Source organism: Streptomyces sp. VRA16 Mangrove soil, assembly GCF_017377775.1.
In the GTDB taxonomy this organism is placed as follows: Bacteria; Actinomycetota; Actinomycetes; order Streptomycetales; family Streptomycetaceae; genus Streptomyces.
Window position 1 is genome coordinate 122,315 of record NZ_JAFVLN010000007.1, and the last position, 24,040, is coordinate 146,354.

Genomic DNA, 24,040 nt, shown 5'->3' on the forward strand with positions numbered 1-24,040 from the left:
GATGACCGCCCCCGAAGAAACCGCCGACGACACCGTCGGGCCGCACAGAACAGCGGGCCCGGCGCCCGCCCGGGAGGACCGGGAGCGGCTGCCGGGCCCCTATCTGTGGTGGCTCGCCGCCATCCTGGTCTCCCTCGCCGGCAACGCCGTCTTCTCCTTCGCGCTCGGCTGGTCGGCGAGCGCGTACGGCGGGGGCGTCGCGGGCCTCGTCCTGAGCGCGGTCACGCTGCCGCGCGTGCTGCTGCTCCTCGTCGGCGGCGCGGTGAGCGACCGGGCCGGTGCGCGCCGGGTGCTGATCACGGGTGACGCGGCGATGCTCGCCTTCTCGCTCGTGCTCGCCGCCGTCGCCCACCGCCTGGGCACGCCGCCCTGGCTGCTCATCGCGACGGGCGTCGCCGTCGGTGTCGTCGACGCCTTCTACCTTCCGGCGTCGGGCACCATGCCGCGCCGCCTCGTCGACGCGCGGCAGCTGCCGAGGGCGCTGTCGCTGCGGCAGGCCGGCGGCCAGCTGACCGGGATGGGCGCCGGGCCCCTGGGCGGCGTCCTGGCCGGGCTCGCCGGACTCGTCGGAGCGGCCCTGGCCAACGCAGGCACCTTCGCCGTGACGCTGATCGTCCTGGCCCTCGTCCGCCCGCGCGAAGGCAGCGGGCCGCCACCGCCCCCGCGCCGGGCCCGTCTGTTCAGGGACGCCGCCGACGGCGTACGGGTCGCCTTCTCCCATCCGGTGCTCCGCCCGGCGCTCTGCCTCACGGGCTGCGCGGCGGGCTTCCTGCTGCCCGTGCCTGCACTGCTGATCCCGCTGTCCGCGCGCGCCCACGGCTGGGACGCGGGCACCGCGGGGCTGGTGATCGGCGCGCAGGGAGCGGGCATGGTGGCCGTCACCCTGCTGGTCGTGCGGCGCGGCCCGCTCGGCCGCCCGGGACTGCTGTCGGCCGCCGCCCTGGTCCTCGCCGGGACGGGGGTACTGGCCCTGGCCCTCGCACCCGGCGCCCCGGTCGCGGTGGCCGCGGGCCTGCTCATCGGAGTCGGCAACGGAACCTTCTCCTCGCACATCGCCCCCCTGATCCTGGCCGCGGCACCGGAGAGCCATCTCTCGCGCGTCCAGGCGGTGCTCGTGCTCGTGCAGAGCGTGGCGCTGCTGTGCATGAACGGCGCACTCGGCTCCTTCGCCGGCACCGCAGGCCCCACGGCGGCGCTCACGCTCTGCGCCGCCGTCCTCGCCGCCATCGGCCTCGCGGCCCTGAGCTCGCGACCACTGCGCACCGACCGCACGGGACTGCGCAAGCAGCGCTACTCGGCCAGCTGACAGCTGAAGCTGCGCCCGTAGGCGTGGCGCGTGGTCACGTCCAGGCGGGTGCCGCCCGGTACCGGCCGCACGTGGACGGCGTCGTCCCCGTCCGTCCTGCGCAGCGCCCGTCCGTGCAGCGTGACCGAGACCGTGTCGCGTTCCGTCGTCGGGTCGCTGACGGCCACCGTCACCTTCTTCCCCTCCCGTCGCACCAGGACCGACGCCGGTCCCTCGACGGCGAGACCCGCCGTGTGGTGCGTGCCGGAGGTGAAGGTGTTGGCGGCCGTCAGGCCGAGGGACGTGTGGCGTACGGCCTGCAGGCGCGGGGTGTTGGCGAGGAGCTGCACGCGGGGTGCGGCCCGGACCGCGTCCGGGGTGGCGTGCGGGAGCAGCACGTAGGCGAAGGCGGCCGGCCGGGACCCCGCCTCCTGTTCGACCGTCACCGAGAAGACCTGCTTGGTGACCGCCGTGTCCGGGTTCGAGGTGCGCACGACGCGGCGGCTGCGGGTCACCGTGTCGAGGCGGACCTTGGGGGCGGGGCCCGCGAGCCGGACGTAGCCGACGGAGACGTGCTGTGTGGTGTTCGCCCAGTGGGTCCAGCCGTCGCCCTCGGTCACCGACACCGCGTCACCGGCGGCCGCGATCCGCGCGTCGACCGTCGTCGTCACCGCACGGCCCGCGCCCGGCGCGTCCCCGACGCCGGCCGACAGGATCACCACCTCGTCGTCGAGGAGGAACCAGGACTTCGTGGCGCGCGCGTTGCGGTACGCGATGAAGTCGTCCGGCAGGATGCCCGCCTGCCGGTCGCGCCAGGGCACGTCGTCCGACTGCACCCAGCCCGCCGCGCCGTACACACCGTCGAGGACCGCCCCGCCCGAGTACGCCTGGGTGGCCGTCGGGAAGTAGACGTAACGGTTCTGGGACTCGGAGGACGCCGTGAAGTTCAGCGGGTGCGACGGGTTGTCGTAGAAGAGCTTGCCGTCGTACAGCTCCGGGACCGTGCCGCGGTGTTCGACCGGCGCCGTCACCCCCGCCAGGCCGTACGGCGACACGGTCGTGAAGTAGTCGATGCCGAACGCCTGCGTCTGGTCCTGGCCCGACAGGTAGAGGTGGTGGGCGCCGTCGCCCTGGAACCACGGCATCAGGTTCTCGCCGCTCATGTACTCGTACTTGCTGATCCTGCGCGAGCTGCGGGAGAGCGTGAACGCGTAGCCGGGGCGGCGGTGCACCGTGCGGTCCATGGCGTTGAACGCGACCGAGCGGGCCGGGGCGTTGAGGTCGGCGGCCGGCACCGAGGCGTCGGCGAGGACGGCGGTGTAGCGGACGATGCTCAGCGGGGAGACGAACGTCGTCGGGTCGAGGGCCGCGCGGGACGAGGCGCGCAGGTGCTTCACGTACGAGGCGAGGGCGGTGGCCTCGGCGCCGGAGGAGAGGGAGGCCAGGTCGACGACGGCCTCCACGACGGTGGCGACGTCGGCGTAGCCGGTGCCGGTGCGGGAGACCGAGCGGCCCTTGACCGCCTCCATCATCCAGCCCTCGAAGATGAGCGGCGCGAAACCGTCGCGCACCCAGCCGTGGATCGTGGGGAGCAGCGCGTCGGCGGCCACGAAACCGGTGCCGTCGAGGATCTTCAGCGTCTGCACGACCCGGGTCAGCAGGCCCTTCCCGTACGCGCCCGTGTACGCGACCGACGCGTGCTGGATGAACGACCCGTCCGCGTAGTAGCCGTCCGTCACCCCGTGCCGGAGGGCGTACGGGTCGACCGTCGCGAAGACCGTGAGCTGGTCGGTCAGCGCCTTGCGGATGCGGGCCTCGCCCGGCGCACCGCCGGTGACGGCGCCCTGGAGGATGCGGTTCGTGGTGATGTCGGCGAGGTTGGCGCCGGTGTGGAAGCGGGAGTCGAGGTCGACGTCGCCGTCCTTGCCGTTGCGCAGATACGCGTCCATCGACGCCACGTACGCGGACACGAGGGGGGCGGGGACCTGGTCGCCGAGCAGCACCAGCGTGCGGCTGATGTGCTGGGGGATGCCTATCTCCCAGGAGAACCAGTTGCCGTAGTAGCCCTGGGACTGGTCGCCGTAGTAGTGGGTGTGGAGCCATTGCAGGCCGTCGACGACCCGGCCCCTTACCGCTGAACTCCCGTACAGATCAGGGGAGACGCCGGGGGTGACGGTCGCCAGCGCGATCTCGTACAGGCGCTGGTAGGTGGTGGTCAGATTCGGGTCGCTGGTGCCGAGGGGAACGCCGGCGAAGAGTTCGGTGCCTTCACCGGACGCCGCGTCGAGGGCGGCCAGGTTCGTGCGGGCCGTCCTCTCGGCGGCCGCGACCTTGGCGGCGGTCTCCGGGCGGGAGTTGGCGGCTTCGGTGCCCGCGAAGACGGCGATCGTGTTCGCGAGCAGCCGCCGCACCCCCTCGGCCGTCTCCGCGGCGCCCGCCGGTCCCACGGGGACGGCGGCCAGTACTCCGCTCGCGGCCAGCACGCTCAGCAGACGTCTGCGGGTGATGTCCATGCCCGTCAGCATGAGGCCCTCCAGCCACGCCGACAACCTGCACAACACCCCTTGGTGCACGGTCAGTTGTGCTACCTCCGTGAAGCGGCCACGGGGGCCGCGGGAGCGTACGCTGGAGGCGGTCCGTGGAACAGGTGTCGCCGTCAGCGCGGCGACACTCTTCCGGCGATCTTCCGGGGCAAGGAGCCCCCAGCGCCAGCGGCTTTCCCGGCGGGTCCCTGCGCCCGCGACTTCGTGCCGTTGTGCCCGGCCCTGCCGCTCCGCACCGGTGCATCACGCCCTGGATCCGCCATGCATGGCTATTACGTCGATGACCTCGTTCTCATCACCCCCGTCCAGCACCCCGCAGGTGTCCGCCTGATCGGCCGGCTCATCGGGGCGCACAAGGTTCCGCTGACCCAGGCGGTTCAGGAACAGAGCCGCGGCTGCCGGGAGGTCGTCGTCGACCTCACCGGGGTCGACTACCTCGCCAACAGCGCCCTGGAGACCCTGGTCGCGGTCGCCCGCACCCTCGGCCCGCCCCGGTGTCTCGATGTGCGGGCCCCCGCACGGCTCGGCCTCGGCGAGCGGCTGACCGGGCACGGCTGGGACGGCGTGGAGACACTGCGCCTCACCCTCGTGTGACCCGCTGCCCCAACGGACGCCGGGAGAAGGGAGGTTCGGCCCGCGGCCGGCCGGTGTCGCTTACGATCTGCGGGAACTCTCGCGACGGAGGACGGTGCCTGCGATGCTGACGGCGGACGACATCGAGCGGTTCGAGGCGTCCCGGCGCCGCCTGGAAGCCATCGCCTACCGCATGCTCGGCTCGTCGGCCGAGGCCGAGGACGCCGTGCAGGAGACCTTCCTGCGCTGGCAGGCCGCCGACGTCGCGCGCATCGAGGTGCCCGAGGCGTGGCTCACCAAGGTGCTGACCAATCTCTGCCTCACCCAGCTCACGTCGGCCCGCGTCCGCCGCGAGACCTATGTGGGCGCGTGGCTGCCGGAGCCGCTGCTCGCCGGTGACCCGATGCTCGGCCCCGCCGACACCGTCGAGCAGCGCGACTCCGTCTCGTACGCGGTCATGGTCGTCCTGGAGCGGCTGACCCCCAACGAGCGGGCGGTGTACGTGCTGCGCGAGGCGTTCACGTACTCCCACCGGGAGATCGCCGAGATCCTCGACATCAGCGAGGCCGCCAGCGCGCAGATCTTCCACCGCGCCAAGAAGCATGTCGCGGACGGCAGGGCCCGCACCGAGATCGACGGGGCGGCGGCCCGGCGGATCGTCGAGGAGTTCCTCTCGGCCGCCACCAGCGGGCGGACCGAGCCGCTGGTCGCCCTGCTCACCCAGGACGCCATCGCGATCGGCGACGGCGGCGGGAAGGTGCCGGCGCGGGCGACCGCCTTCGAGGGCGCGAAGGCGGTCGCCACGTTCATGCGGGGCCTGTTCAAGCCGGGCAAGGCCAAGCGGAACCTGGTCGGCGGCTCGCCCGAGGTGTACGTGTCGGCGGCCAACGGCTCGGCGGCGATCGTCGCGGTCCTGGACGGCCGGGTCATCGGCGTGATGTGTCCGGAGTTCGGCGCGGACGGTGCCATCGCCGCGTTCCGCAGCCAGGTCAACCCGGACAAGCTGGAGCGTCTGACGCGCCGGTGGGCGGCCACGGATCACGGGGAGCCGGTGCTGCGCAGCGCCTTCTGAGCCCGCCGGGCGTGGGGTGACGGGCGTCACACCGGGCCGGTGTCAGGAATCGGCGGGCTGTCCGGTTCAGGTGTCGAACCCGCCCGGAACGGGGCGGCACGAGCCACAGGAGCCCGCCATGCACCAGCAGCACCGCATCGTCGTCCTCGGCGCCGGCTACACCGGAGCCACCGCCGCCGGCCGGCTGGCCAAGCGGCTGCACGGGGACGACGTCCGCATCACCCTCGTCAACGCGGAGCCGGACTTCGTCGAGCGGGTCCGCATGCACCAGCTCGCGGCGGGCCAGGAGCTGAAGGCCCGCCCCTTCGCCGAGATGTTCCGGGGCACGGGCGTCGAGCTGCGGCTCGGGCACGTCACGGCCGTCGACGCCGAGCGCCGCACGGTCGCGGTCACCGACCGGGACGGCGCCGAGGCCGAGCTCGCGTACGACACGCTCGTCTACGCCCTCGGCAGCGCCTGGGACGACCACGGTGTCCCCGGGGCCGACCGGTACGCCCACCAGATCGCGAGCCGCCCGGGCGCGCTGCGGCTGCGCGAGCGGCTGGCCGCGCTGGGTGCCGGGCAGCCGGTGGTCGTGGTCGGCGGGGGCCTGACCGGTCTGGAGGCCGCGACCGAGATCGCCGAGGCCCGCCCGGACCTCGACGTCGCGCTCGTCGCCCGCGGCGGCCTCGGCGACTGGCTCTCCGACAAGGGCCGCGCCCACCTGCGCAAGGTCGTCGACCGGCTCGGCATCACGGTCCACGAGAACGCGGCGGTGACGGAGGTCGGGCAGACGCGGGTGTCCCTGGACGGCCGGGAGTCCATCCCCTCCGCGGCCACCGTGTGGACCACCGGCTTCGCCGTCCACCCGATCGCGAAGGCCACCACCCTGGAGGTCTCGGACACCGGGCAGATCGTCGTCGACCGCACCATGCGCTCCGTCTCGCACCCCGAGGTCTACGCCATCGGAGACGCGGCCCTGGTGGAGGGCCCCGGCGGCCAGCCGCTGCGGATGTCCTGCGCCTCGGGCGTTCCCACCGCCTGGCAGGCCGCCGACGCCCTCGCGGCCCGCCTGACGGGCACGAAGGTCCCGACCGTGCCGATCCGCTACTTCAACCAGTGCGTCTCGCTCGGCCGCAAGGAGGGCCTCATCCAGTACGTGACCGCGGACGACCGCGCCAAGGCCGCGGTCCTGACCGGCCGCACCGCCGCTCTCTACAAGGAGATCATCTGCAAGGGCGCGGCCTGGGGCGTCGCCCACCCGACGGTCGGCACGGTGGCCCGGCGCCGCCGGGTGCGGGCCGCCGCCGCGCGGCCGGTGTCCGAGCCGGCCGCGTGACCTGCGCCGCACGGCCCTCAGGCCGGCAGCCGCTCCAGGAGCGCCGCGAAGTCGGTGTCCGGCGGCAGGGTGCCGAAGGCGAGGCCCTGGTCGCCGGCCAGCCGGGAGGCGCAGAACGCGTCCGCGACCGCGGCGGGCGCGTGGCGGACGAGGAGAGAGCCCTGGAGGACGAGGGCCGCCCGCTCGATGACGCGGCGGGCGCGCAGCGGGGCGTCCTCGGTGAGGACCAGCTGCTCCTTCAGCTCCCGCCAGGCGGCGTCGAGCCGGCGGTCCGCGCCGGACGCCGCCTCGATCTCCGTACGGAACGCCTCCAGGGACTGCGGCTCGCGGGCCAGGGCGCGCAGCATGTCGAGGGCGTTGACGTTTCCCGACCCCTCCCAGATGCCGTTGAGCGGCGCCTCCCGGTACAGCCGCGGCATCCCTGACGCCTCGTCATAACCGTTGCCGCCGAGGCATTCCAGGGCCTCGGCCACGATCGCGGGCTGCCGTTTGCACACCCAGTACTTGGAGACGGCGGTGGCCAGCCGCAGGAACTCCCGCTCGCCCCGGTCGGCGGCGCCCGCGAGCCGCAGCCCGAGGGTGGTCGCGGCCTCGGACTCCAGGCTCAGATCGGCGAGCACGTTGCGCATCAGCGGCTGGTCGATCAGCTTCGCCCCGAAGACCGAGCGGTGGCGGGTGTGGTGGGCGGCCTGCGCGAGCGCCTCCCGGATGTGGCCGGCCGAGCCGAGGACGCAGTCGAGCCGGGTCATCGTCACCATGTCGATGATGGTGCGCACGCCCTTGCCCTCGTCGCCGACGAGCCAGGCCACGGTGTCGTCGAACTCGGGCTCGCTGGAGGCGTTCGAGCGGTTGCCGAGCTTGTCCTTCAGGCGCTGGATGCGGAAGGTGTTGCGGCTGCCGTCGGGCAGGACACGGGGCACCAGGAAACAGGAGAGCCCGCCGGGCGCCTGCGCCAGGACCAGGAAGAGGTCGTTCATCGGGGCGCTGGTGAACCACTTGTGGCCGCGCAGCCGCCAGCTGCCGTCCGGCTGCTCGGCGGCGGTCGTCGTGTTCGCCCGTACGTCGGTGCCGCCCTGCTTCTCCGTCATGCCCATCCCGGCGAGCAGCCCGCGCTTGGTGGTGGGGGTGCGCAGGCCCGGGTCGTAGACCGTCGACGTGAGCAACGGCTCGTAGACCTTGGCGAGTTCGGGGGAGCGGCGCAGCGCGGGGATCACGGCGTACGTCATCGAGACCGGGCACATGTGGCCCTGCTCCATCATCGTCGCCACCATGAACGTCGCGGCCCGCGCGACATGGGCGCCCGGCCGCTCGTCCGCCCACGCCGAGCCGGCCGCGCCCGCACCGACGGTGGCGGTCATCAGGGAGTGGTACGCCGGGTGGAAGTCCACCTCGTCGATCCGGTTCCCGTACCGGTCGTGGGTGCGCAGTTCGGGCTCGAAGCGGTTGGCCTGGTCGGCCCACTCCCGTGCCTCCGCGCTGCCCACGACCTTGCCGAAGGCGTGCAGGTCGTCGAGGTGCCAGGCCGCGCCCTCACGGCGTACGCCCTCCAGGAGCACCGCGTCGTCGGCGGCGTCGTGGCCGGTCAGCGGCGGGGCCTGGTTGGTGACGTCGTGCGTCACGGCGGTGGGACGACTGGTCACGGTCATGCGGGGGCTCCTTCGGGTGCGCGTGGGTTGCCGGTGGCGGGGGCGGCGCCCGCGCAGCGCAGCACGGTCGCGGTGAGGTCGGTGATCAGGTCGTCGGGCGCGGTGCCGTCGGGGGTGCCCAGCGGGTACGCGAGCACCTCGCCGACCGCGCCGGTGAGCGCGGCGGCGGTGATCTCGCTCTTCTGCGGCGGCAGTCGACCCGCCGTGATGCCCTCGCGCACCACGTCGGCGAAGAGCGCGCGATATCGGCGCCGGAAGTCGAGCCGCTCGGCGCCGACCGCCGGCTCGGCGGGGGCCGCGAGCAGCGCGTAGGCCAGACCGCGGTTCTCCAGGGCGCGGCGCGCGAACACCTCGACGCCGTGCGCCAGCCGCTCGACGGGGTCGCCGGGGCCGTGCAGCACCTCGTCGAGCACCGCCACCTCGTGGCCCGCGGCCCGCCGGAAGACCTCCACGGCGAGCGCGGCCTTGGACGGGAAGTGCTGGTAGACGGAGCCCGCCGCGATCCCGGCCGAATCGGCGACCGCCGTCACGGACGCCTGCGCCCAGCCCACTTCGGCCACGACGGCGGTGGCACAGGCGATCAGGTGCTCCCGTGCGGCTTCGAGACGGCGCAGTTCGGCGGGGGTCTTGCGGTAGGCCATGCAAGCAGTGAACCACCATTCAGAGCTTGACGCCATGGTCTGCCCGCGGCCCGTCCGCGTAGGGTCGCGGCATGGCGGACGATCAGTCGGGGGAGCAGGCGCGGCGCGGGCCGGTCAGGCGCGGGCCCGGACGGCCGCGCCAGGAGCACGTCACCCGGGCCGTCCTCGACGCCGTGGTGGAGCTCGTCGCGGAGCGCGGCATGGGCGCGCTGACCATGGACGCCGTCGCGGCCCGCGCCGGGGTGAGCAAGCCCGCCATGTACCGGCGCTGGCCCACCAAGCAGGACCTCGTCATCGCCGCCGCCGAGTCCCGGATCGGCCCGCTGACCGTGCCCGACATGGGTGACTTCCGCGCCGAGCTGCGCGCGGTGCTCACCACGCGCATGAACGCCTACCGGCAGCCCGGCATCGACCGCCTCCTCGCCGGCGTGATCGGCGCCTCGGCCGAGGAGGGCGCGGTCCGTGAGGCGTTCCACGCGTACACGGCGCGGGTGATGAGCGAGACCCGGCACGTCCTGGAGCGCGGCATCGCGCGCGGTGACGTGCGCCCGGACGTGGACCTGTCCGCCGCCACGACGCTGGTCGCCTCGTCGATGGTGTTCCGCATGGTCGCCGAGCAGCGGATGCCGGACGAGCAGCTGGTGGCGTCGGTGGCCGAGCTGATCGGGCGCGCCGTCGGGGTGTAGCCCCCGGGGCCTTCGCGTGCTCGTCCCGGCCGGGCCGCCCTCCTGAAATCAATCCCCTCCCAGCCCTTGCCCCGCCGCATCCCAATATCGATACTGCCGGTTACGTAATAGCGTCACTCGTCTCGCTGTGGGGAGCACCGCCCATGCACGACATCGCTTCGAACCCCGTCGCCGACCCCAAGCCGGTCCTCGACAAGCCGCTGATGCACTACGGCCGCCGCACCCTGGAGCGGCTCGCCCCCGGCGCCGAGCAGACCGATTACCGGCTCGTCGAGGTCAGCCCGCTCACCCCGCACTTCGGTGCCGTCCTCGGCGGGGTCGACCTCACGCGGCCGATCACGGACGAGCTCGCCGAGGAGCTGCGCCAGGCGCTCCTGGAGTGGAAGGTGATCTTCTTCCGCGGTCAGACGGGCTTCAACTCCGAGCACCACATGGCCCTTTCGGGCCTGTGGGGCCCGCCGGAGCCCAACCCGTTCTTCGGCAGGACCGACACCGTCGGCATCTCCCGGCTCGCCAAGGACGCCAAGGCGGCCGGCAACAAGAACATCTGGCACAGCGACCACTCGTTCATGGCGAACCCCTCGCTCGGCGCCGTGCTGCGCGCCGTCGAGGTGCCCGCGGCGGGCGGCGACACCATGTGGGCCGACATGGGCGCCGCGTACGACAACCTCCCCGACGACCTCAAGGAGCGCATCGAGGACCTCGTCGCCGTCCACGACTGGGAGATGAGCTGGGGCGCGCTCATGAACGACGAGCAGAAGGCCGCCTTCCGCGCGAGCTGGCCGCGGGTCGAGCACCCCGTCGTCGTCCGCCACCCGCGCAGCGGCCGCCGGACGCTCTACGTGAACGAGCCGTTCACCAGCCACATCAAGGGCCTGTCCGCCGAGGAGAACCGCGAACTCCTCGACATCCTCGTCCTCCAGGCGCGCATCCCCGAGTTCCAGATCCGCTTCCACTGGGAGCCCGACTCGATCGCGATCTGGGACAACATCGCCGTCCAGCACTACGCGGTCAACGACTACTTCCCGCAGCGCCGGGTGATGGAGCGCATCGCCATCGCCGGGGTACCGCTGTCGTGACCACCGCATCCGCCGCGCCCGGCGCGGCAGTCGACACGGTCACGCGCGGGAGCCGCCGCGCGTGGACGGTGACCGCGCTCCTCGTGGTCTTCATGATGGTCAACTTCGCGGACAAGTCCGTCCTCGGCCTCGCCGCCGACGAGATCCGGGCCGATCTGCATCTGAGTGCCACTCAGTTTGGGCTGGCCAACAGCGCGTTCTTCCTGCTGTTCTCCGTCGCCGCGATCGTCGTGGGCCTGGCCGCCGACCGCGTCTCGCCCCGGCTGCTGCTGCTCGGCATGGCCGTGCTGTGGTCCGTGGCGCAGGTCCCGGCGGCGATCGGCGGCGGCCTCGCCGTGCTCGTCGGCTCCCGGGTCTTCCTGGGGGCGGCCGAAGGGCCCGCCTTCCCCGTCGCCCAGCAGGCCACCCTGTCCTGGTTCCCCGACGACCGGCGCAACCTGCCCGGCGCCCTGATCACCGTCGGCATCACCCTCGGCGTGATCGTCTCCTCGCCGACCCTGTCCTGGGTCATCCAGCACCACGGCTGGCGCACCGCCCTGTGGGTGCTCGCCGTGATCGGGTGCGTCTGGGCCCTGGTCTGGGCGGTGTTCGGCGCGGACAGCCCGCGGGTGCGCCCGGCCGCGCGGACCGGGGCGGCGGCGCCGCAGGTCCCGTACCGCCGGATCTTCGCCAGCCGCACCTGGATCGGCACCACGATCGCCTACTTCACCAGCTACTGGACCGTGGCCCTGATGCTGGTCTGGATGTCGTCGTACCTGCGGCACGCCCTCGGCTACTCGGCGAGCGCGGCCGGGACGGTCGTCGTCGCGCCGTGGGCGGTCGGCGCCGTCGTCCTGTTCGGGCAGGTCTGGCTCACCGGGCGGCTGACGCGGCGCGGCGCCGGCAGCAAGGTGGCCCGCGGCCGGGTCGGCGCCTGGACGCTCACCGCGGGCGCCCTGTGCTGCCTCGCCGTACCACTGGCCGGGAACACCGTCGCCCAGACCGTGCTCATCTCGCTCGGCCTCGGCCTCAGCGGCTCCTACGCGACCCTGGCCGCGACCACCGTCGCCGAGATCGCCCCGCCCGGCCGCGGCGGCGGCGCCCTCGGCCTGATGAACGCCGTCGTCACCGTCGCCGGGCTGCTCGCACCCGCGGTCGTCGGCGCCCTGGTCGACGCCCAGGGGACGGCCGGCTACCAGCACGCGGTACTGCTGTCCGGCGCGCTCGTCGCGGCCGGCGCCGTCGCCGCGTTCACGCTGATCGATCCCGAGCGGGACCGGGCCCTGCTGCTGACCCCTACTCCGTAGTAACGTCCAAGCCCCCTACCCGACCCAGGAGTTGTTCCGTGAGCGCTGCCCCACCCGCACTCGACACCACCCCGCTCGACACCGCGGCCCGCGAGCTCAAGGAGCACGCCGCGTCGTGGACCGCGACGGCGCTGCCCGAGCGGATCGCCCTCCTGGAACGGATGCTGCCCCGGATAGCCGACGGCGCCGCCGCGACCGTCGCCGACGCCGCCCGCGCCAAGGGCTACGCGCCGGACTCCGGCTGGGCCGCCGAGGACTGGATCACCGCGCCCTACGCGCTGGCCCAGACGATCGGCGCCTACCTCCACGTGCTGCGCCGCCTCGCCGCCGGACAGCCGCCGGTCGACGCCAAGGCGGTCCGCAGCCACGAGGGCCGCACCGTCGTCGACGTCTTCCCGGCCGTCACCGCCGACCGGCTGCTGCTCAACGGCTTCAAGGCCGAGGTGTGGACGCTGCCCGGCACCACCCGCGAGCAGGTACTCGCCCGCGCCGCGGGCGAGTACCGGGGCCGGCCCGGCGAGAGCGCCGTCGCCCTCGTCCTCGGCGCGGGCAACGTCGCCGCGATCACCCCGCTCGACATCGTCCACAAGCTGTACGCGGAGGGCCAGGTCGTCCTCGCCAAGATGAACCCGGTCAACGCCTATCTCCGGCCGCACTTCGAGAAGGTGTTCACCGAGTTCATCGAGGCGGGCTGGGTGCGGTTCGTCGACGGCGGCGGCGCCGAGGGCGCGTACCTCACCACCCACGAGGACATCGACACCATCCACGTCACCGGCTCCGACCGCACCCACGACGCCATCGTGTGGGGCACGGACGAGCAGGCCGAGGAGCGCCGCCGCGCCGACACCCCGGTGAACACCAAGCCGTTCACCAGCGAACTGGGCGGCGTCAGCCCGTGCATCGTGACGCCGGGCCCGTGGAGCGACGCCGACTTCCGCTTCCAGGCCGAGCACATCGTCACCAGCAAGCTCAACAACTCCGGCCACAACTGCATCGCCACGCAGGTCCTCGTCGTGCCCCGCGAGTGGGACGGCACCGAGAAGCTCCTCGCCCAGATCCGCACGGTGCTGCGCGCCCTGCCGCCGCGGCCCGACTACTACCCGGGCGCCGCCGACCGCCGCGCCACCGTCACCGGGGCGCACGCCGACGCGGAGATCCTCGGCGCCGACGACTGCCGCGTCCTCGTCCCCGACATCACCGACCCCGACGACCCGATGCTCAAGGTCGAGGTGTTCGCCAGCGCCCTCGGCGTCGTCCGGCTGCCCGGCGCCGACGCCCCCGCCTTCCTGCGCGCGGCGACCGACTTCGCCAACGACAAGCTGCCCGGCACCCTCGGCGCCACCCTCCTCGTCCACCCGAAGACGGAGCGCGCCCACCGCGCCGCCGTCGACGAGGCCGTCGCCGACCTGCGCTACGGCACCCTCGGCGTCAACCTCTGGTCCGCCTTCGGCTTCCTGCTCGGCTACACCCCCTGGGGCGCCTTCCCCGGCCACACCCGCCAGGACATCGGCAGCGGCATCGGCTTCGTGCACAACGCGTTCCTGCTGGAGGACATCGAGAAGACCGTGGTGCGGGCCCCGTTCGCGCCGTCGCCGCGCGGCCTGTTCACCGGCGCGCCCTCGCTGTCGCCCCGCCCCCCGTACTACGTCACCAACCGCACCGCCCTCACGACGATGCGCCGTATGACCGCCTACACCGCCGACCCGAAGGCGTCCCGGCTCCCGGGCATCTTCGCGTCGGCGCTGCGCGGCTGACCCACGCCCGCGGCCCCGGACGAGTCCGACTCGTCCGGGGCCGCGGCCTGTTCCGCCCGGCTCAGCGCCGGCCGGCGCGGGTCATCCTGCGGAGCGTGAACCCGCCCGCGAGGGCCAGGGCCATCAGCAGCAGACCGACGAGCACCCAGTCCCGGGTCCCGGTGTCGGCCAGGTGGCCCTTGTCACCGTGGTGGCCGGGACGGTCCGGCTCCGGCGGCACCGGGAAGGTGTTCGTCACCTCGACCGACGCCTTCCCGTCGACCACGACCTCGCCGTCGTCGCCACCGTCCGACGCGCTGTAGGTGACCGTGTCACCGCTCGGCACGTCCGTCTCGGTCACCGTGCAGCTCGCGCCCTTGGGCACGCTGACCGTGCGGCTCTCGCCGTCCGACAGCTCGAAGGCCCGGTCGCCCGCGGCCAGCGGAACCTCACCCTGGCCGGTGGTGCAGGCCAGCGTGAAGGCGTACGGACCGGCGTCCCCGTTCACCACGTGCTTGGTGACGGTGAGTTCGGCGGCGGGGAAGGTGTTGGTCACCGTGATGACGGCGCCGTCACCGCTGCCGTCCGCCGTGACGATCGCCGGGTCGCCGGCCGTGCCGTGGTCCACGACCGCCTTCTCGGCGCCGCCCGTGTCGACCTCCTCGGCCCAGCACCGGGTGTTCACCGGAAGCGGCTTGACGACCACCGGCTCGTCGGCGCCGACCTCGTACGTCTTGTGGAGCACCAGATCACTGGCGGCGCCGGACGCGTTCGGCAGCGCGCAGGAGACCTCGACGCCGAACGTCCGCCCGTCCGCGTACCCCGCGGCGTCCCCGTCCACGGCCTTGACCAGTCGCAGCTGCCCGAACTCGAAGTCGTTCTCGATCCGGGCCGTCTGCACCGTCGTCTCGCCGAGACCGGGCTGGATGGTGACCTCGACCGGGTCGCCGACGGGGTGGCTGGAACTGCCGCCGCGCGCCGACGTCTCCCAGACCGAGCACTCGGCCCCGGCCGGCAGCCCCTCGACGGTGACGGGCTTGTTCTCGGAGACCCGGTAGTCCTTGTCGAGGACGGTCCGGTCCCGGCCGCCCTGCGGGTGGATGACACAGGTGACGTGGAACGGGAACGGCACCCGCTTGAGCGCCCCGTCCAGCGCGGCCGGATGCTTGCCGATCCGCTTCACCAGCTTCAGGTCGCCGTACGCGAGGGCCACCCCGACCTGGATCGGCTCGTTGGGCTGGAGCACCCGCGGCGAACCGGCGCGGTCGGTGGTCTCGTTGTGGGCGTAGGAGTTCCAGGCGATCGTCGGATCGCCGTTCTTCGCGACGTCCAGCGGGGTGTCCATCGCGTACGTGATCGAGACGGTGCCGCCGGGCGGCAGCGGGGTGGGGAAGGCGAGGTCGAAGCGGGCGCCGACGGCCCGCGGGCCGTACGCGTCGTCCCACACGTCCGAGCCGCACTGCGGGTCGCTCGACCCGGCACCGCCCATGTCCAGGTCGTCGGTGCACAGCGGTTCGCTGGTCTCGTACGACGTCGTCATGGTGGCGGCCCCGTCGAGCCGCGGCCGCGAGGCGAGCGTGGGCCGCTTGTCCCAGGCGGTGTTGCGCGCCGAGTCGAGGATGACGCCCTTGTCGCCCATGACGGGGAAGCGGTCGACGATGCGCATCGCGGTCCCGGACTCCGTGCCCGCGTTCTGAATGCGCATCAGGTAGTGGTACTGGTCGCCCGGGTTGACCAGCGCGATGCAGGGGCTCGTGGTGTAACGGCGCCCGTCGGCGTCGGTCGTCGACAGACAGGAGTCGTCCCCGGCGGGCAGCTTCTCCTTGGTCAGCACGTTGTACCAGCCGAGGCTGTCGTTGCCGGAGACCCACTTGCGGGCCTGGAACGCGGCGCCGGTCTTGGCGGTCAGCGTCGCGCTCGCCACGCAGTACAGCCCGTCCCCGAAGTCGCCGTCCCGCTGCGACGTCCCGTCACAGGCGAGATCGGGGTCGGACGAGGTCGCCCCCATCGTGTTGGTGACGACGTCACCGGCGTTGATGCCGGCCTCAAGGCGCACATGGATCTCGATGGTGAACGTGGCGCCCGGCGGGAAGACATACGCCTTCCCGTCGTCGTCCTTCGAGAAGTCCCAGCTCAGCCCGCTGATCCGGCCGCCCGAACTCTGCTGCTTGAAGTCGGGGGTCGGCAGCGCGGGCGTCCCGGCCGGCATCTGCACGTCAGTGATCTTGTACGGGAGCCCGTCGTCGCCCTGGAAGGTGTCGACGAAGGCGATGCCCGGCGGCAGCGCGTCCTTCACCACCAGGTCAGGGACGTTCGCGGTCCCGGTGTTGGTGACCTTCAGATAGAACGGCGCGTCCTCGCCCGGCGCGAGCACGGTGTTCGGCGTCTTGCTGACATCGAGCACCGGGTCGCCCTTGACCAGGTTCAGGGTGGCGTCGACGGGGTCGATGGCCTTCGGCTTGTCCGGGTCCTCCAGCTTGGTCAGGAACTCACCGCTGACCGTGTCCTCCAGATGACTCGGCACGGGCTCGCCGTTGCTGCGCAGCGCCGGACGCGGGCTCACGTCCAGGACCAGGATCCCGTAGCAACTCGACGTCGTGCACTCGGGCTTGATCACGTACCCGTCGTTGGCGGTGCTGGTGGAGGAGTAGGTGACGCGCAGCCCGACGACGTCACCGGCACTGACCCCCGAGGGCAGGGCGGCGCCGGCGGACGGTGTCCCGTTCACCCAGGCCCCGTCGACATAGGCGTCGATCTGGACCCGGTCGGCACCGGCCGGCATCTGGTTGGACTTGATGGAGACCAGGTCGACCGCGTCGAAGAAGTCGTCGTCCTTGTCCGTCATCCGCAGGTACTTCGCGGACATGTTGCCGGTGTTGGCGACGGTCAGCGACATGTCGGCGTGCTGGCGCGGCAGCCCCGGCACGTACTCCGGCAGGGTGCCAGGACTGATCGTCTTGTTCAGGGACGCCGAGTCGGAGGCGGGCGCGGTGTCCATGGACGGGCCGCAGACCGGCGCGCCCGGCGTGTAGTCGCCGCCCGCGTCGATCGAGTAGCAGTTCTGCAGCGTGGTGCCGTCGGGGACGCCGGGGCGGCGCTCGGCGACGACCGTGACGGTGAAGGTGGTCTGCGGCGACATCTCCCCGTCGTAGGAGCCGCGCACGCCCGTGGCCCGCTCGAGCAGAGCGGCGTCGTTCGCGTCGTAGGCGACCCAGGCGCCGCTGCCGCCGTTCGCCGTCGGGTCCCACAGCTCGATCTTCACCGGGGCGTTCGACGGCGAGACGGTCACCGAGGTGATCTGCACGACGTCGAACGGGTTGTTCGTCGTCGACGGCGAGCCGTCCGCGTTCGCCGTCGGGTCGGTGATCACCGGCGAGACCAGCGGCTTGTTGCCGTTGTTGGTCACCTTCAGGTTCATGGTGATCGGCTGGTCGGCCGGGATGTCGTTCTGCGAGGCGTCCTTCGTGCCGCTGCCCGAGGTGTTCGGCGCCTCGATCGGCAGCGTCTTGCAGGCGTTGCCCGACGCGGTGCCGCTGCCGTCGGTGCGGCCGGCGTCGCCCTTGTACCCGGCGCAGTTGTCGACGCCCGGACTGGTGCCGCCGGGCAGGTCCTCCGCGGTGACGTCGTCGGTCAGCGTGCCGTGCAGATCGAGCCCCGCGGTGGCGCCCTCCTTGATGGTCGGGTTCCCGTCCGCGTCCACGCCCGTGTACGTGACCTCGACCTTGGTGACGGTCGTGCCCGCCTTGGCGACGTCCACCGTCGTGTTCGCCGTGTAGTCGTCCTCGAACGTGGAGCCGTCCGCGTACGTGACGGTCAGATGAGCCGTCGTGGCCCCGTCCGGGAACCGCAGCCGCACCGTGCTCACGTCGATCTTGTCGAACTCGCTCGCCGCTTCGGCCGACGGTTCGGTGATGGTGATCGACTTCACCGGGAACGGCGAGGCGTTCTTCACGTCCACCTCGGTGCTGACCGGCGAGTTCTCACCGAGCACCGCGTGCTCACCGTTGTCCTGGGCGAAGTTGCCGTTGGTGTCCGGGTAGAACCGCTTGGTCGGCTGGAGCACCAGGATGTCCGGCAGGATGTCGTACGGGGCACAGGCCTGCGCCCCGGCGACGTCACCGTCCGTCTTCTCCTGAGCCGACGGCACGGCGCAGTTGTTCACCGTGACCTTGTCGGTGGGCTCCAGCGTGGCGCCGCTCGACCGGTAGGTGTCGCGCAGCTTCATCTTCACCTCGACGGTGCCGCCGGTCGTGTCGTACGGCAGCACGTCCCCGGAGCTGTCGCTGAACACGACCTCGAACCCGACGACGTCTCCGGGATCGACCCCGGCCGGCATCGGCAGCTCGCCCGGCGCGGAGATGTCCGCCCCGGTGTGTGTCTGCCCGTCCGCCGTGGTCACGACCAGATGCGCCTGGTCGGCGCCCTTGGGGAACGCCGTCACGGTCGCCGACTCGAAGTCGAAGTACTCGAAGGTGTCCGCGGTGGTGTCCGCCACCGACAGCTCGGTCACCTCGGCCGACGACGAGGAGTTGTTGCGCACGTTCAGCGTGATCGTCGACTCCTCGCCGCTGAGCGCGATGGCGGAGCCGTCCTCCCACGTCTTGGTCGTCACCGGCTTGACCACGCGCGGGATCGTGACGCTCACATCGGTGGAGGAGTCCTTGGGATCGGCGTTCTCGGCGTCCACCGTGGCGCTGTTGGTGACGGTCGCCCCGTCCTCCAGCTGCGTGTCGGTGGGCACCCGCATCCCGATCTCGACGGAACCGGCCTGCCCGGCCCGCAGCCCGGTCTTGCCCGCGGGGTTCTGCAGGGTCTGCTTGTAGACGACCGTCAGCAGTCGGGTGCTCTCGTCGTACGTGACATCGCGCGTCGTCGTGCTCTGCGGCAGGCTCGTCACCTCGAACTCCGCCGGCAGCGTGTCCGTGACGGTGAACTCCACACAGTCCACGGTCAGCCCCGAGCACTGCCCGGTGAGCGTGTAGATGAACTCGTCGCCCGGCTGCTGCGGCTGCCCGCCGGTGTCGTTGGTCTTGGTGATGCCGACCGAGCTCATCGGATCGTCGGCGGCGGGTGCGAGGGGCACCGCGGCCGCGTGCGACCCGACGAGCAGGCTCAGCGCGGCCACCACCCCCACCGCGAGGCGGCGCAATGAACGGACTTTCGCTGGCATGGGACCCCTACCGCCGGTTCCGGGCGTCGTTGGACCGATATCGGGGCCGACCGTAGGGCGGGGTCACATCACATCGGGAAGAGCCTCGCCGTTGAACTGATTATCCGTCAGGTCATTTGATCCGTACGGAGCAGCGAGGGGGCGCACCGGCTCCGCACGCTGCCGCCATCCGCCCTGGGGCTCCTTCGTGGAGCGGGTGACGAGAATCGAACTCGCGCGCTTGGCTTGGGAAGCCGGGGGTGGTCCAGGGCCATGTGGTCCGCTGACCTGTCACGGAGAGCCTTATCCATCTCCGGCGGCCCTCATGGCATACCGGCCGTTCCCCGTGGCTCCCCGCTCGACCTGGCACGGATCTGGCATGGTGTCAGGCACTGATGTCAGGAGCAGGAGCGGCCTCGACATGGCGACGTTTGGCCCGCCACGTCCTCACCCCATCCCCGACGAGAAACGCCGCGAAGATCAGAAAAGCTCCCCCCACCATTTGCTCAGGCAGGCTTTCCTCGACGAGAGCGCCTCTCGCGATTCTCCAGACCCCGACAACGATAACGATCAGCTCGAACCAGAACCGCGGCTTGCGCCACTGGCGTACGCCATCACTCACTTGCCCCCCACTCACCAGGGCAGGAACGATACCGCGCGGTCCGTGGAGCCGACCGGCCCCGGCCACGACGGCGGAAGCGCACAGCAAAAAGCCCCGGGCCGCTGGCCTGGGGCTTCTGTATGGAGCGGGTGACGAGAATCGAACTCGCGCTCTAAGCTTGGGAAGCTTATGTTCTACCATTAAACTACACCCGCGTGGTACTGCCGTTGGAGCGGCTCGTACTGCCGGACACTGTACCTCATGCCGGGCCCCGGGCGCTTTCGCGTTCGGGGCCCGGATGCGTTGTGGGGGTCGGATGTGACTGCGGGTGAAGGGAGTTGGGGCGTACGGTGGGGGGACCGCCAGAGGGTTGTCCGGGGTTGATTCCCGGTCGGGGAGTCGCCTGGATCGGCGTCCCTTTCATCCCGTAATGTGACCCCTTGTCGTCGGCCGGGAAACCGGCCCAATGGCTCGTGGGGAAGGGATTCCGGGACTTGATGGACTCGATGGAGCGCACCGTCGTCCGTTGTGCCGAAGGGCACGTGTTCAGCACCGCTTCGTTCCCGATGCAGCAGGCGGACCGACTCGGTCCCAGCCGGCTCATCCGGTGTCCGCGCTGTGCTCGGCTGCGGCATGCCGTTCCTGTGGGACCCGGTAAGCGGTAGCCGTACAGGTCAGCGAGAGGTCCGGTCGTACAGACCGGCTCAAAGCGCGCGGGGCCGCCGATTGTGGCGGGCCCGCGCGCTCTGCGTATCCTCGCTGTGTGCTTCTCTCAGACAAGGACATCCGGGCCGAGATCGACGCCGGACGGGTACGGATCGATCCCTACGACGAATCGATGGTTCAGCCGTCGAGCATCGATGTGCGGCTCGACCGCTACTTCCGGGTGTTCGAGAACCACAAGTACCCGCACATCGACCCGAGCGTCGAGCAGAGCGACCTGACGCGGCTCGTGGAGCCGGAGGGCGACGAGCCCTTCATCCTGCACCCCGGCGAGTTCGTGCTCGCGTCGACGTACGAGGTCATCTCCCTGCCCGAGGACATCGCCTCGCGCCTGGAGGGCAAGAGCTCGCTGGGCCGTCTCGGCCTCGTCACGCACTCCACGGCCGGGTTCATCGACCCCGGCTTCAGCGGTCACGTGACGCTCGAACTCTCGAACCTCGCGACGCTCCCCATCAAGCTCTGGCCGGGCATGAAGATCGGGCAGCTGTGCCTGTTCCGGCTGTCGTCGCCCGCCGAGTTCCCGTACGGCAGCGAGCGCTACGGTTCGCGGTACCAGGGACAGCGCGGCCCGACCGCCTCCCGTTCCTTCCTCAACTTCCATCGGACCCAGGTGTGAGCAGCAGCGAGATGAGTGACAGCAGCGGTACGGACTCCGCGCGAGAGAGCCTTACGTACGAGACGTTCGGGATCGCGGTGCGCGAACTCGCGCAGACCATTGCCGATGACGGTTATGAGCCCGACGTCATCCTGAGCATTGCGCGAGGCGGGGTGTTCGTCGCGGGTGGACTGGCGTACGCGCTGGACTGCAAGAACATCCATCTTGTGAACGTCGAGTTCTACGAGGGTGTCGGCAAGACGCTGGACATGCCGGTCATGCTGCCGCCCGTGCCGAACGCGGTGGACTTTAGCTCGAAGAAGATCCTCGTCGCCGATGACGTCGCCGACACGGGGAAGACCCTCAAGCTCGTGCACGACTTCGCGCTGGCGCATGCTGCGGAGGTCCGTTCCGCAGTGATCTACGAGAAGCCGCAGTCCCTCGTGAAGTGCGAGTACGTGTGGAAGACGACCGATCGGTGGATCAATTTCCCCTGGTCGGTGCTGCCGCCGGTGGTCAAGCGGGACGGCCAGGTGCTGGACGCCTGATCCGTACTTCTGGTGGGGCTCCGCATGCGTGCAGCATGCGGAGCCCTTTTTGTTCGCGGCTGGTCAGCGCCGCCTGTGGCGCGGCGGCGGACCGAACGGCTGCTGCTTCGCCAGCGGCACGGCCCCTTCCGCGAGGAACGTACCGAGCCCTTTGACGCGCCGGATCAGTCGTGCGTCCTTCAGGTGGCCCATGACCTTGTCCGCGGTGGACGTCGCGATGCCGAACTCGGCCGCGAGTTCGGCCACTGACGGGAGCCGGTCGGCGGTCGTGTAACGGCCTTGGGCGATCTGGTGCGCGACTGCCGCGGCCACCTGCTGCCAGACCAAGTAGGTCCGGTCGATGTCGTAGGTCACTCGGGAAATCCTAATCCGCACACATTTCGCGCGCACCCTTACTAGCGTGTGGGTAAGCGCGGGTAGGTGCGGGTACGTGTGGGTAGGTCGGCGTCCCGTGCTCGCCCTCGCCGGACTGTTGGCAAGGGCGGCACGTCGTGTCGCTCGCCAGGAAAGGCGGCAGGCATGCAGGAAGGCGCCCCCACGACCCGGATCAACCCCGCGGTCGAACAGGGCTGGATGACACCGTCGGAGCGCAGTTTTGCCGACTGCTGGGAGGAGTGGCTGGCGTTCGGGACCAGAGAAGTGTCATCGGTCAGCCAGTATCGGAGCATCTACCGGTGTCATTTCTCGGGCTGGTTCGGCTGGAAGCCCGTTTCCGCCATCACCGCACAGGACATCGAGCTCTGGGAGGACGACCAGAAGCGGCGGGGATACGCGGAAATGGGCGTACGCGGCCGGAAGGTCGTGCTGAAGTCCTTCCTCCGGTACTGCTGTGAGACCGGCGCGATCACCGCGTACCCCGGAAAGGAGATCAAGGTGAGCGGCCGGAAGGAGGCGGCCTACCGCGCGGTGCGTCCCACCGAGGTGCCGACCACAGCGGAAGTCATGGCGATCTACGCAGCGATGTGGCCGCACTACAAGTCGACCGTGTGGATCCAGGCGGGTTGTGGGCTGCGGGTCGGTGAAGCATTGGCCTTCTCGGAGTCGCACCTCGGTCGGCGGGAGGGCTGGTACTTCGTCCAGAACCAGCTGACCACGTTCGGAGCCAACGAGGGGGCCAACCGTGGTGTCGCGATCAAGAACGAACCCAAGTGGAGCCGGAGCGGACGCTGGGTCCCCGTGCCGCCGTCCGTGACCGAGGTGCTCGAACTGCACCGTGAGAGCTGGCAGCCCTGGGGAGAGGAGGGCTGGTTCTACGAGTCCGCGGTCTACTCGGGGCGGCACCCGTCACGTACGCACTACTCGGACCGGTGGAAGCAGGCGGTGGACAAGGCCGGTCTCGCCGACCGCGGCTACACGGCAAAGAGCCTGCGGCACTACTTCGTCTCCATGGCCCTCGCGGCCGGGGTTCCCTTGTTCGAAGTGTCGCGCTGGCTGGGGCATACGTCGACCAAGGTGACCGAGCAGGTCTATGCCCATCTCGTCGAAGAGGCGGCGCCCAGGATCACCGACGCTTTCGAAGGAGCGCTGGTGCGGTCTCTCAAGGCGTATCTGCGGGTTGTGTCCTGACAGAGCGCGAGGGCGCCACGTGCCGGGGCCCGGCACCGATGACGACATCGGTGCCGGGCCCCAGCGCATGCACAGTGATCAGAACGTGCCGAGCTTGATGATCGACAGCAGGGCGATCAGCTGGATCGCCGACGCGGCCAGGGCCTTGGGCCAGGGCAGGTCGTGGGACTTGGAGACCATCGTGGTGAGCAGCGCGCCCGCCAGGGCCCAGGTCGCCCAGCCGAGGATCTGGACGAACATCTCGTTGCCGCCGAGGAACATGCCGAACAGCAGGCGCGGGGTGTCCGTCAGGGAGACGATCAGCATCGACAGGCCGACCGTGGGCTGCCAGGCGCCGTCGCCGCCGAGCTGGCGGGCCAGGGTGTGGGTGACCACGCCGAGGATGAAGAAGGAGACCGTCACCGCGACGCCGGTGGTCAGGACGTACGGGATCGCCGACGAGAGTGTGGCATTGATCACGTCCTCGCGGGCGCCGTCGAATCCGAAGATCGCCAGCAGGCCGTAGAGGAAGGTGACGATGAGCGCCGGGGCCCACATCGCGTAGTCGCGCATCTGGAGGTAGGTCGGCGCCGGGCGCAGCACGACCCCGGTGAGCAGGTCCTTCCAGTGCAGGCGGGGGCCGATGGGGCCGGCCGGGGCCGCGCCCGCCTGGTACGTGGCGCCCTGGGTGTACGCGTACGGGTCGCCGTCGTCCGGATTCACCGAGAACGCCTGGGTGTGGCCCGGGTTGTTGGCCGCGTACGGGTCGTAGCCGCCCTGCCCCTGGCCACGGCCCTGGTGGTCACCGAAGTACTCCGGTTCGCCGTACCCGCCCCCGTTGCCGTTCCCCTGGGGCCACTGCTGCTGCCCGCCCCCGCCGTAGTGCTGCGGGGGGCCTTGCGGCGCTTCGCGGTTGTCCCGGCCGCGTCCGTTCCTGAATCCAGCCACGTATCGAACGTACCTGGTTTTGACGTGCCGTTTGCCGGGCCCGGGAAGCGGGCCCGGCATTGCGGCTGA

General features: G+C 71.4%; 17 protein-coding genes and 1 tRNA gene. 11 read left to right on the top strand and 7 right to left on the bottom strand.

Annotated features, from left to right (window positions below; genetic code table 11):
• The first annotated feature begins 1 nt into the window (after position 1).
• Positions 2-1,306, top strand: coding sequence for an MFS transporter (locus J3486_RS20485; protein ID WP_207822210.1), 1,305 nt, complete (start codon positions 2-4; stop codon positions 1,304-1,306).
• On the opposite strand, the gene J3486_RS20490 is transcribed toward J3486_RS20485, so the two are convergent.
• Positions 1,291-3,798 (bottom strand): polysaccharide lyase family 8 super-sandwich domain-containing protein, encoded by a 2,508-nt coding sequence (locus J3486_RS20490; protein ID WP_207822776.1) that lies wholly within the window; start codon positions 3,796-3,798, stop codon positions 1,291-1,293. The two genes, J3486_RS20485 and J3486_RS20490, sit on opposite strands and share 16 nt — an antisense overlap.
• Positions 3,799-4,089: 291 nt before the next feature.
• Between J3486_RS20490 and J3486_RS20495 the strand changes: the two genes are divergently transcribed.
• From J3486_RS20495 to J3486_RS20505, 3 genes are all read left to right on the top strand, one after another.
• On the top strand, positions 4,090-4,422 hold the full coding sequence (locus J3486_RS20495) for a hypothetical protein (protein ID WP_207822212.1): 333 nt from the start codon (positions 4,090-4,092) through the stop codon (positions 4,420-4,422).
• 103 nt (positions 4,423-4,525) lie between these two features.
• Positions 4,526-5,473, top strand: coding sequence for an RNA polymerase sigma factor SigJ (gene sigJ / locus J3486_RS20500; RefSeq protein WP_207822214.1), 948 nt, complete (start codon positions 4,526-4,528; stop codon positions 5,471-5,473).
• 118 nt (positions 5,474-5,591) lie between these two features.
• Positions 5,592-6,791: an NAD(P)/FAD-dependent oxidoreductase gene (locus J3486_RS20505; RefSeq protein WP_207822216.1), complete on the top strand. Its 1,200-nt coding sequence runs from the start codon at positions 5,592-5,594 to the stop codon at positions 6,789-6,791.
• Positions 6,792-6,808: 17 nt separating this feature from the next.
• On the opposite strand, the gene J3486_RS20510 is transcribed toward J3486_RS20505, so the two are convergent.
• Together J3486_RS20510 and J3486_RS20515 are read right to left on the bottom strand one after the other, a co-directional pair.
• Complete coding sequence (locus tag J3486_RS20510; protein ID WP_207822218.1) at positions 6,809-8,437, bottom strand: acyl-CoA dehydrogenase family protein; 1,629 nt, start codon at positions 8,435-8,437, stop codon at positions 6,809-6,811.
• A complete protein-coding gene (locus J3486_RS20515) occupies positions 8,434-9,078 on the bottom strand; it encodes a TetR/AcrR family transcriptional regulator (RefSeq protein ID WP_207822220.1) in 645 nt (214 codons plus the stop codon). Before J3486_RS20515 ends, J3486_RS20510 begins: the two co-directional genes overlap by 4 nt.
• A 71-nt stretch (positions 9,079-9,149) precedes the next feature.
• Between J3486_RS20515 and J3486_RS20520 the strand changes: the two genes are divergently transcribed.
• From J3486_RS20520 to J3486_RS20535, 4 genes are all read left to right on the top strand, one after another.
• Entirely contained in the window at positions 9,150-9,764 is a 615-nt protein-coding gene (locus J3486_RS20520; protein WP_207822222.1) for a TetR/AcrR family transcriptional regulator, read from the top strand.
• Positions 9,765-9,907: 143 nt separating this feature from the next.
• Positions 9,908-10,843 (top strand): TauD/TfdA family dioxygenase, encoded by a 936-nt coding sequence (locus tag J3486_RS20525; protein WP_207822224.1) that lies wholly within the window; start codon positions 9,908-9,910, stop codon positions 10,841-10,843.
• Positions 10,840-12,129 (top strand): MFS transporter, encoded by a 1,290-nt coding sequence (locus J3486_RS20530; RefSeq protein ID WP_307804879.1) that lies wholly within the window; start codon positions 10,840-10,842, stop codon positions 12,127-12,129. The genes J3486_RS20525 and J3486_RS20530 overlap by 4 nt, the downstream gene beginning before the upstream one ends.
• 38 nt (positions 12,130-12,167) lie before the next feature.
• On the top strand, positions 12,168-13,883 hold the full coding sequence (locus J3486_RS20535; protein ID WP_207822225.1) for an aldehyde dehydrogenase family protein: 1,716 nt from the start codon (positions 12,168-12,170) through the stop codon (positions 13,881-13,883).
• Between the two features lie 61 nt (positions 13,884-13,944).
• Here J3486_RS20535 and J3486_RS20540 read toward each other — a convergent pair whose 3' ends face one another.
• Both J3486_RS20540 and J3486_RS20545 read right to left on the bottom strand, forming a co-directional pair.
• Positions 13,945-19,032 (bottom strand): DUF5979 domain-containing protein, encoded by a 5,088-nt coding sequence (locus tag J3486_RS20540; RefSeq protein ID WP_207822227.1) that lies wholly within the window; start codon positions 19,030-19,032, stop codon positions 13,945-13,947.
• Between the two features lie 721 nt (positions 19,033-19,753).
• A tRNA-Gly gene (locus J3486_RS20545) sits at positions 19,754-19,827 on the bottom strand.
• 548 nt (positions 19,828-20,375) lie between these two features.
• On the opposite strand from J3486_RS20545, the gene dcd reads away from it, so the two are divergent.
• The gene (dcd, locus tag J3486_RS20550) at positions 20,376-20,951 is read left to right on the top strand and encodes a dCTP deaminase (RefSeq protein WP_207822229.1); all 576 of its coding nucleotides are present in this window, start codon (positions 20,376-20,378) and stop codon (positions 20,949-20,951) included.
• 11 nt (positions 20,952-20,962) lie between these two features.
• Complete coding sequence (locus J3486_RS20555) at positions 20,963-21,478, top strand: phosphoribosyltransferase (protein ID WP_207822230.1); 516 nt, start codon at positions 20,963-20,965, stop codon at positions 21,476-21,478.
• A gap of 63 nt (positions 21,479-21,541) precedes the next feature.
• Here the strand turns inward: J3486_RS20555 and J3486_RS20560 are convergent, their stop codons facing one another.
• Positions 21,542-21,832, bottom strand: coding sequence for a GntR family transcriptional regulator (locus J3486_RS20560; RefSeq protein ID WP_207822232.1), 291 nt, complete (start codon positions 21,830-21,832; stop codon positions 21,542-21,544).
• Positions 21,833-21,997: 165 nt separating this feature from the next.
• On the opposite strand from J3486_RS20560, the gene J3486_RS20565 reads away from it, so the two are divergent.
• On the top strand, positions 21,998-23,044 hold the full coding sequence (locus J3486_RS20565) for a site-specific integrase (protein WP_207822234.1): 1,047 nt from the start codon (positions 21,998-22,000) through the stop codon (positions 23,042-23,044).
• Positions 23,045-23,122: 78 nt separating this feature from the next.
• Here J3486_RS20565 and J3486_RS20570 read toward each other — a convergent pair whose 3' ends face one another.
• Positions 23,123-23,971 carry a Yip1 family protein gene (locus J3486_RS20570; RefSeq protein WP_207822236.1) on the bottom strand — a complete coding sequence of 283 codons (849 nt, stop codon included), beginning with the start codon at positions 23,969-23,971 and terminating at the stop codon, positions 23,123-23,125.
• Positions 23,972-24,040: the final 69 nt, after the last annotated feature.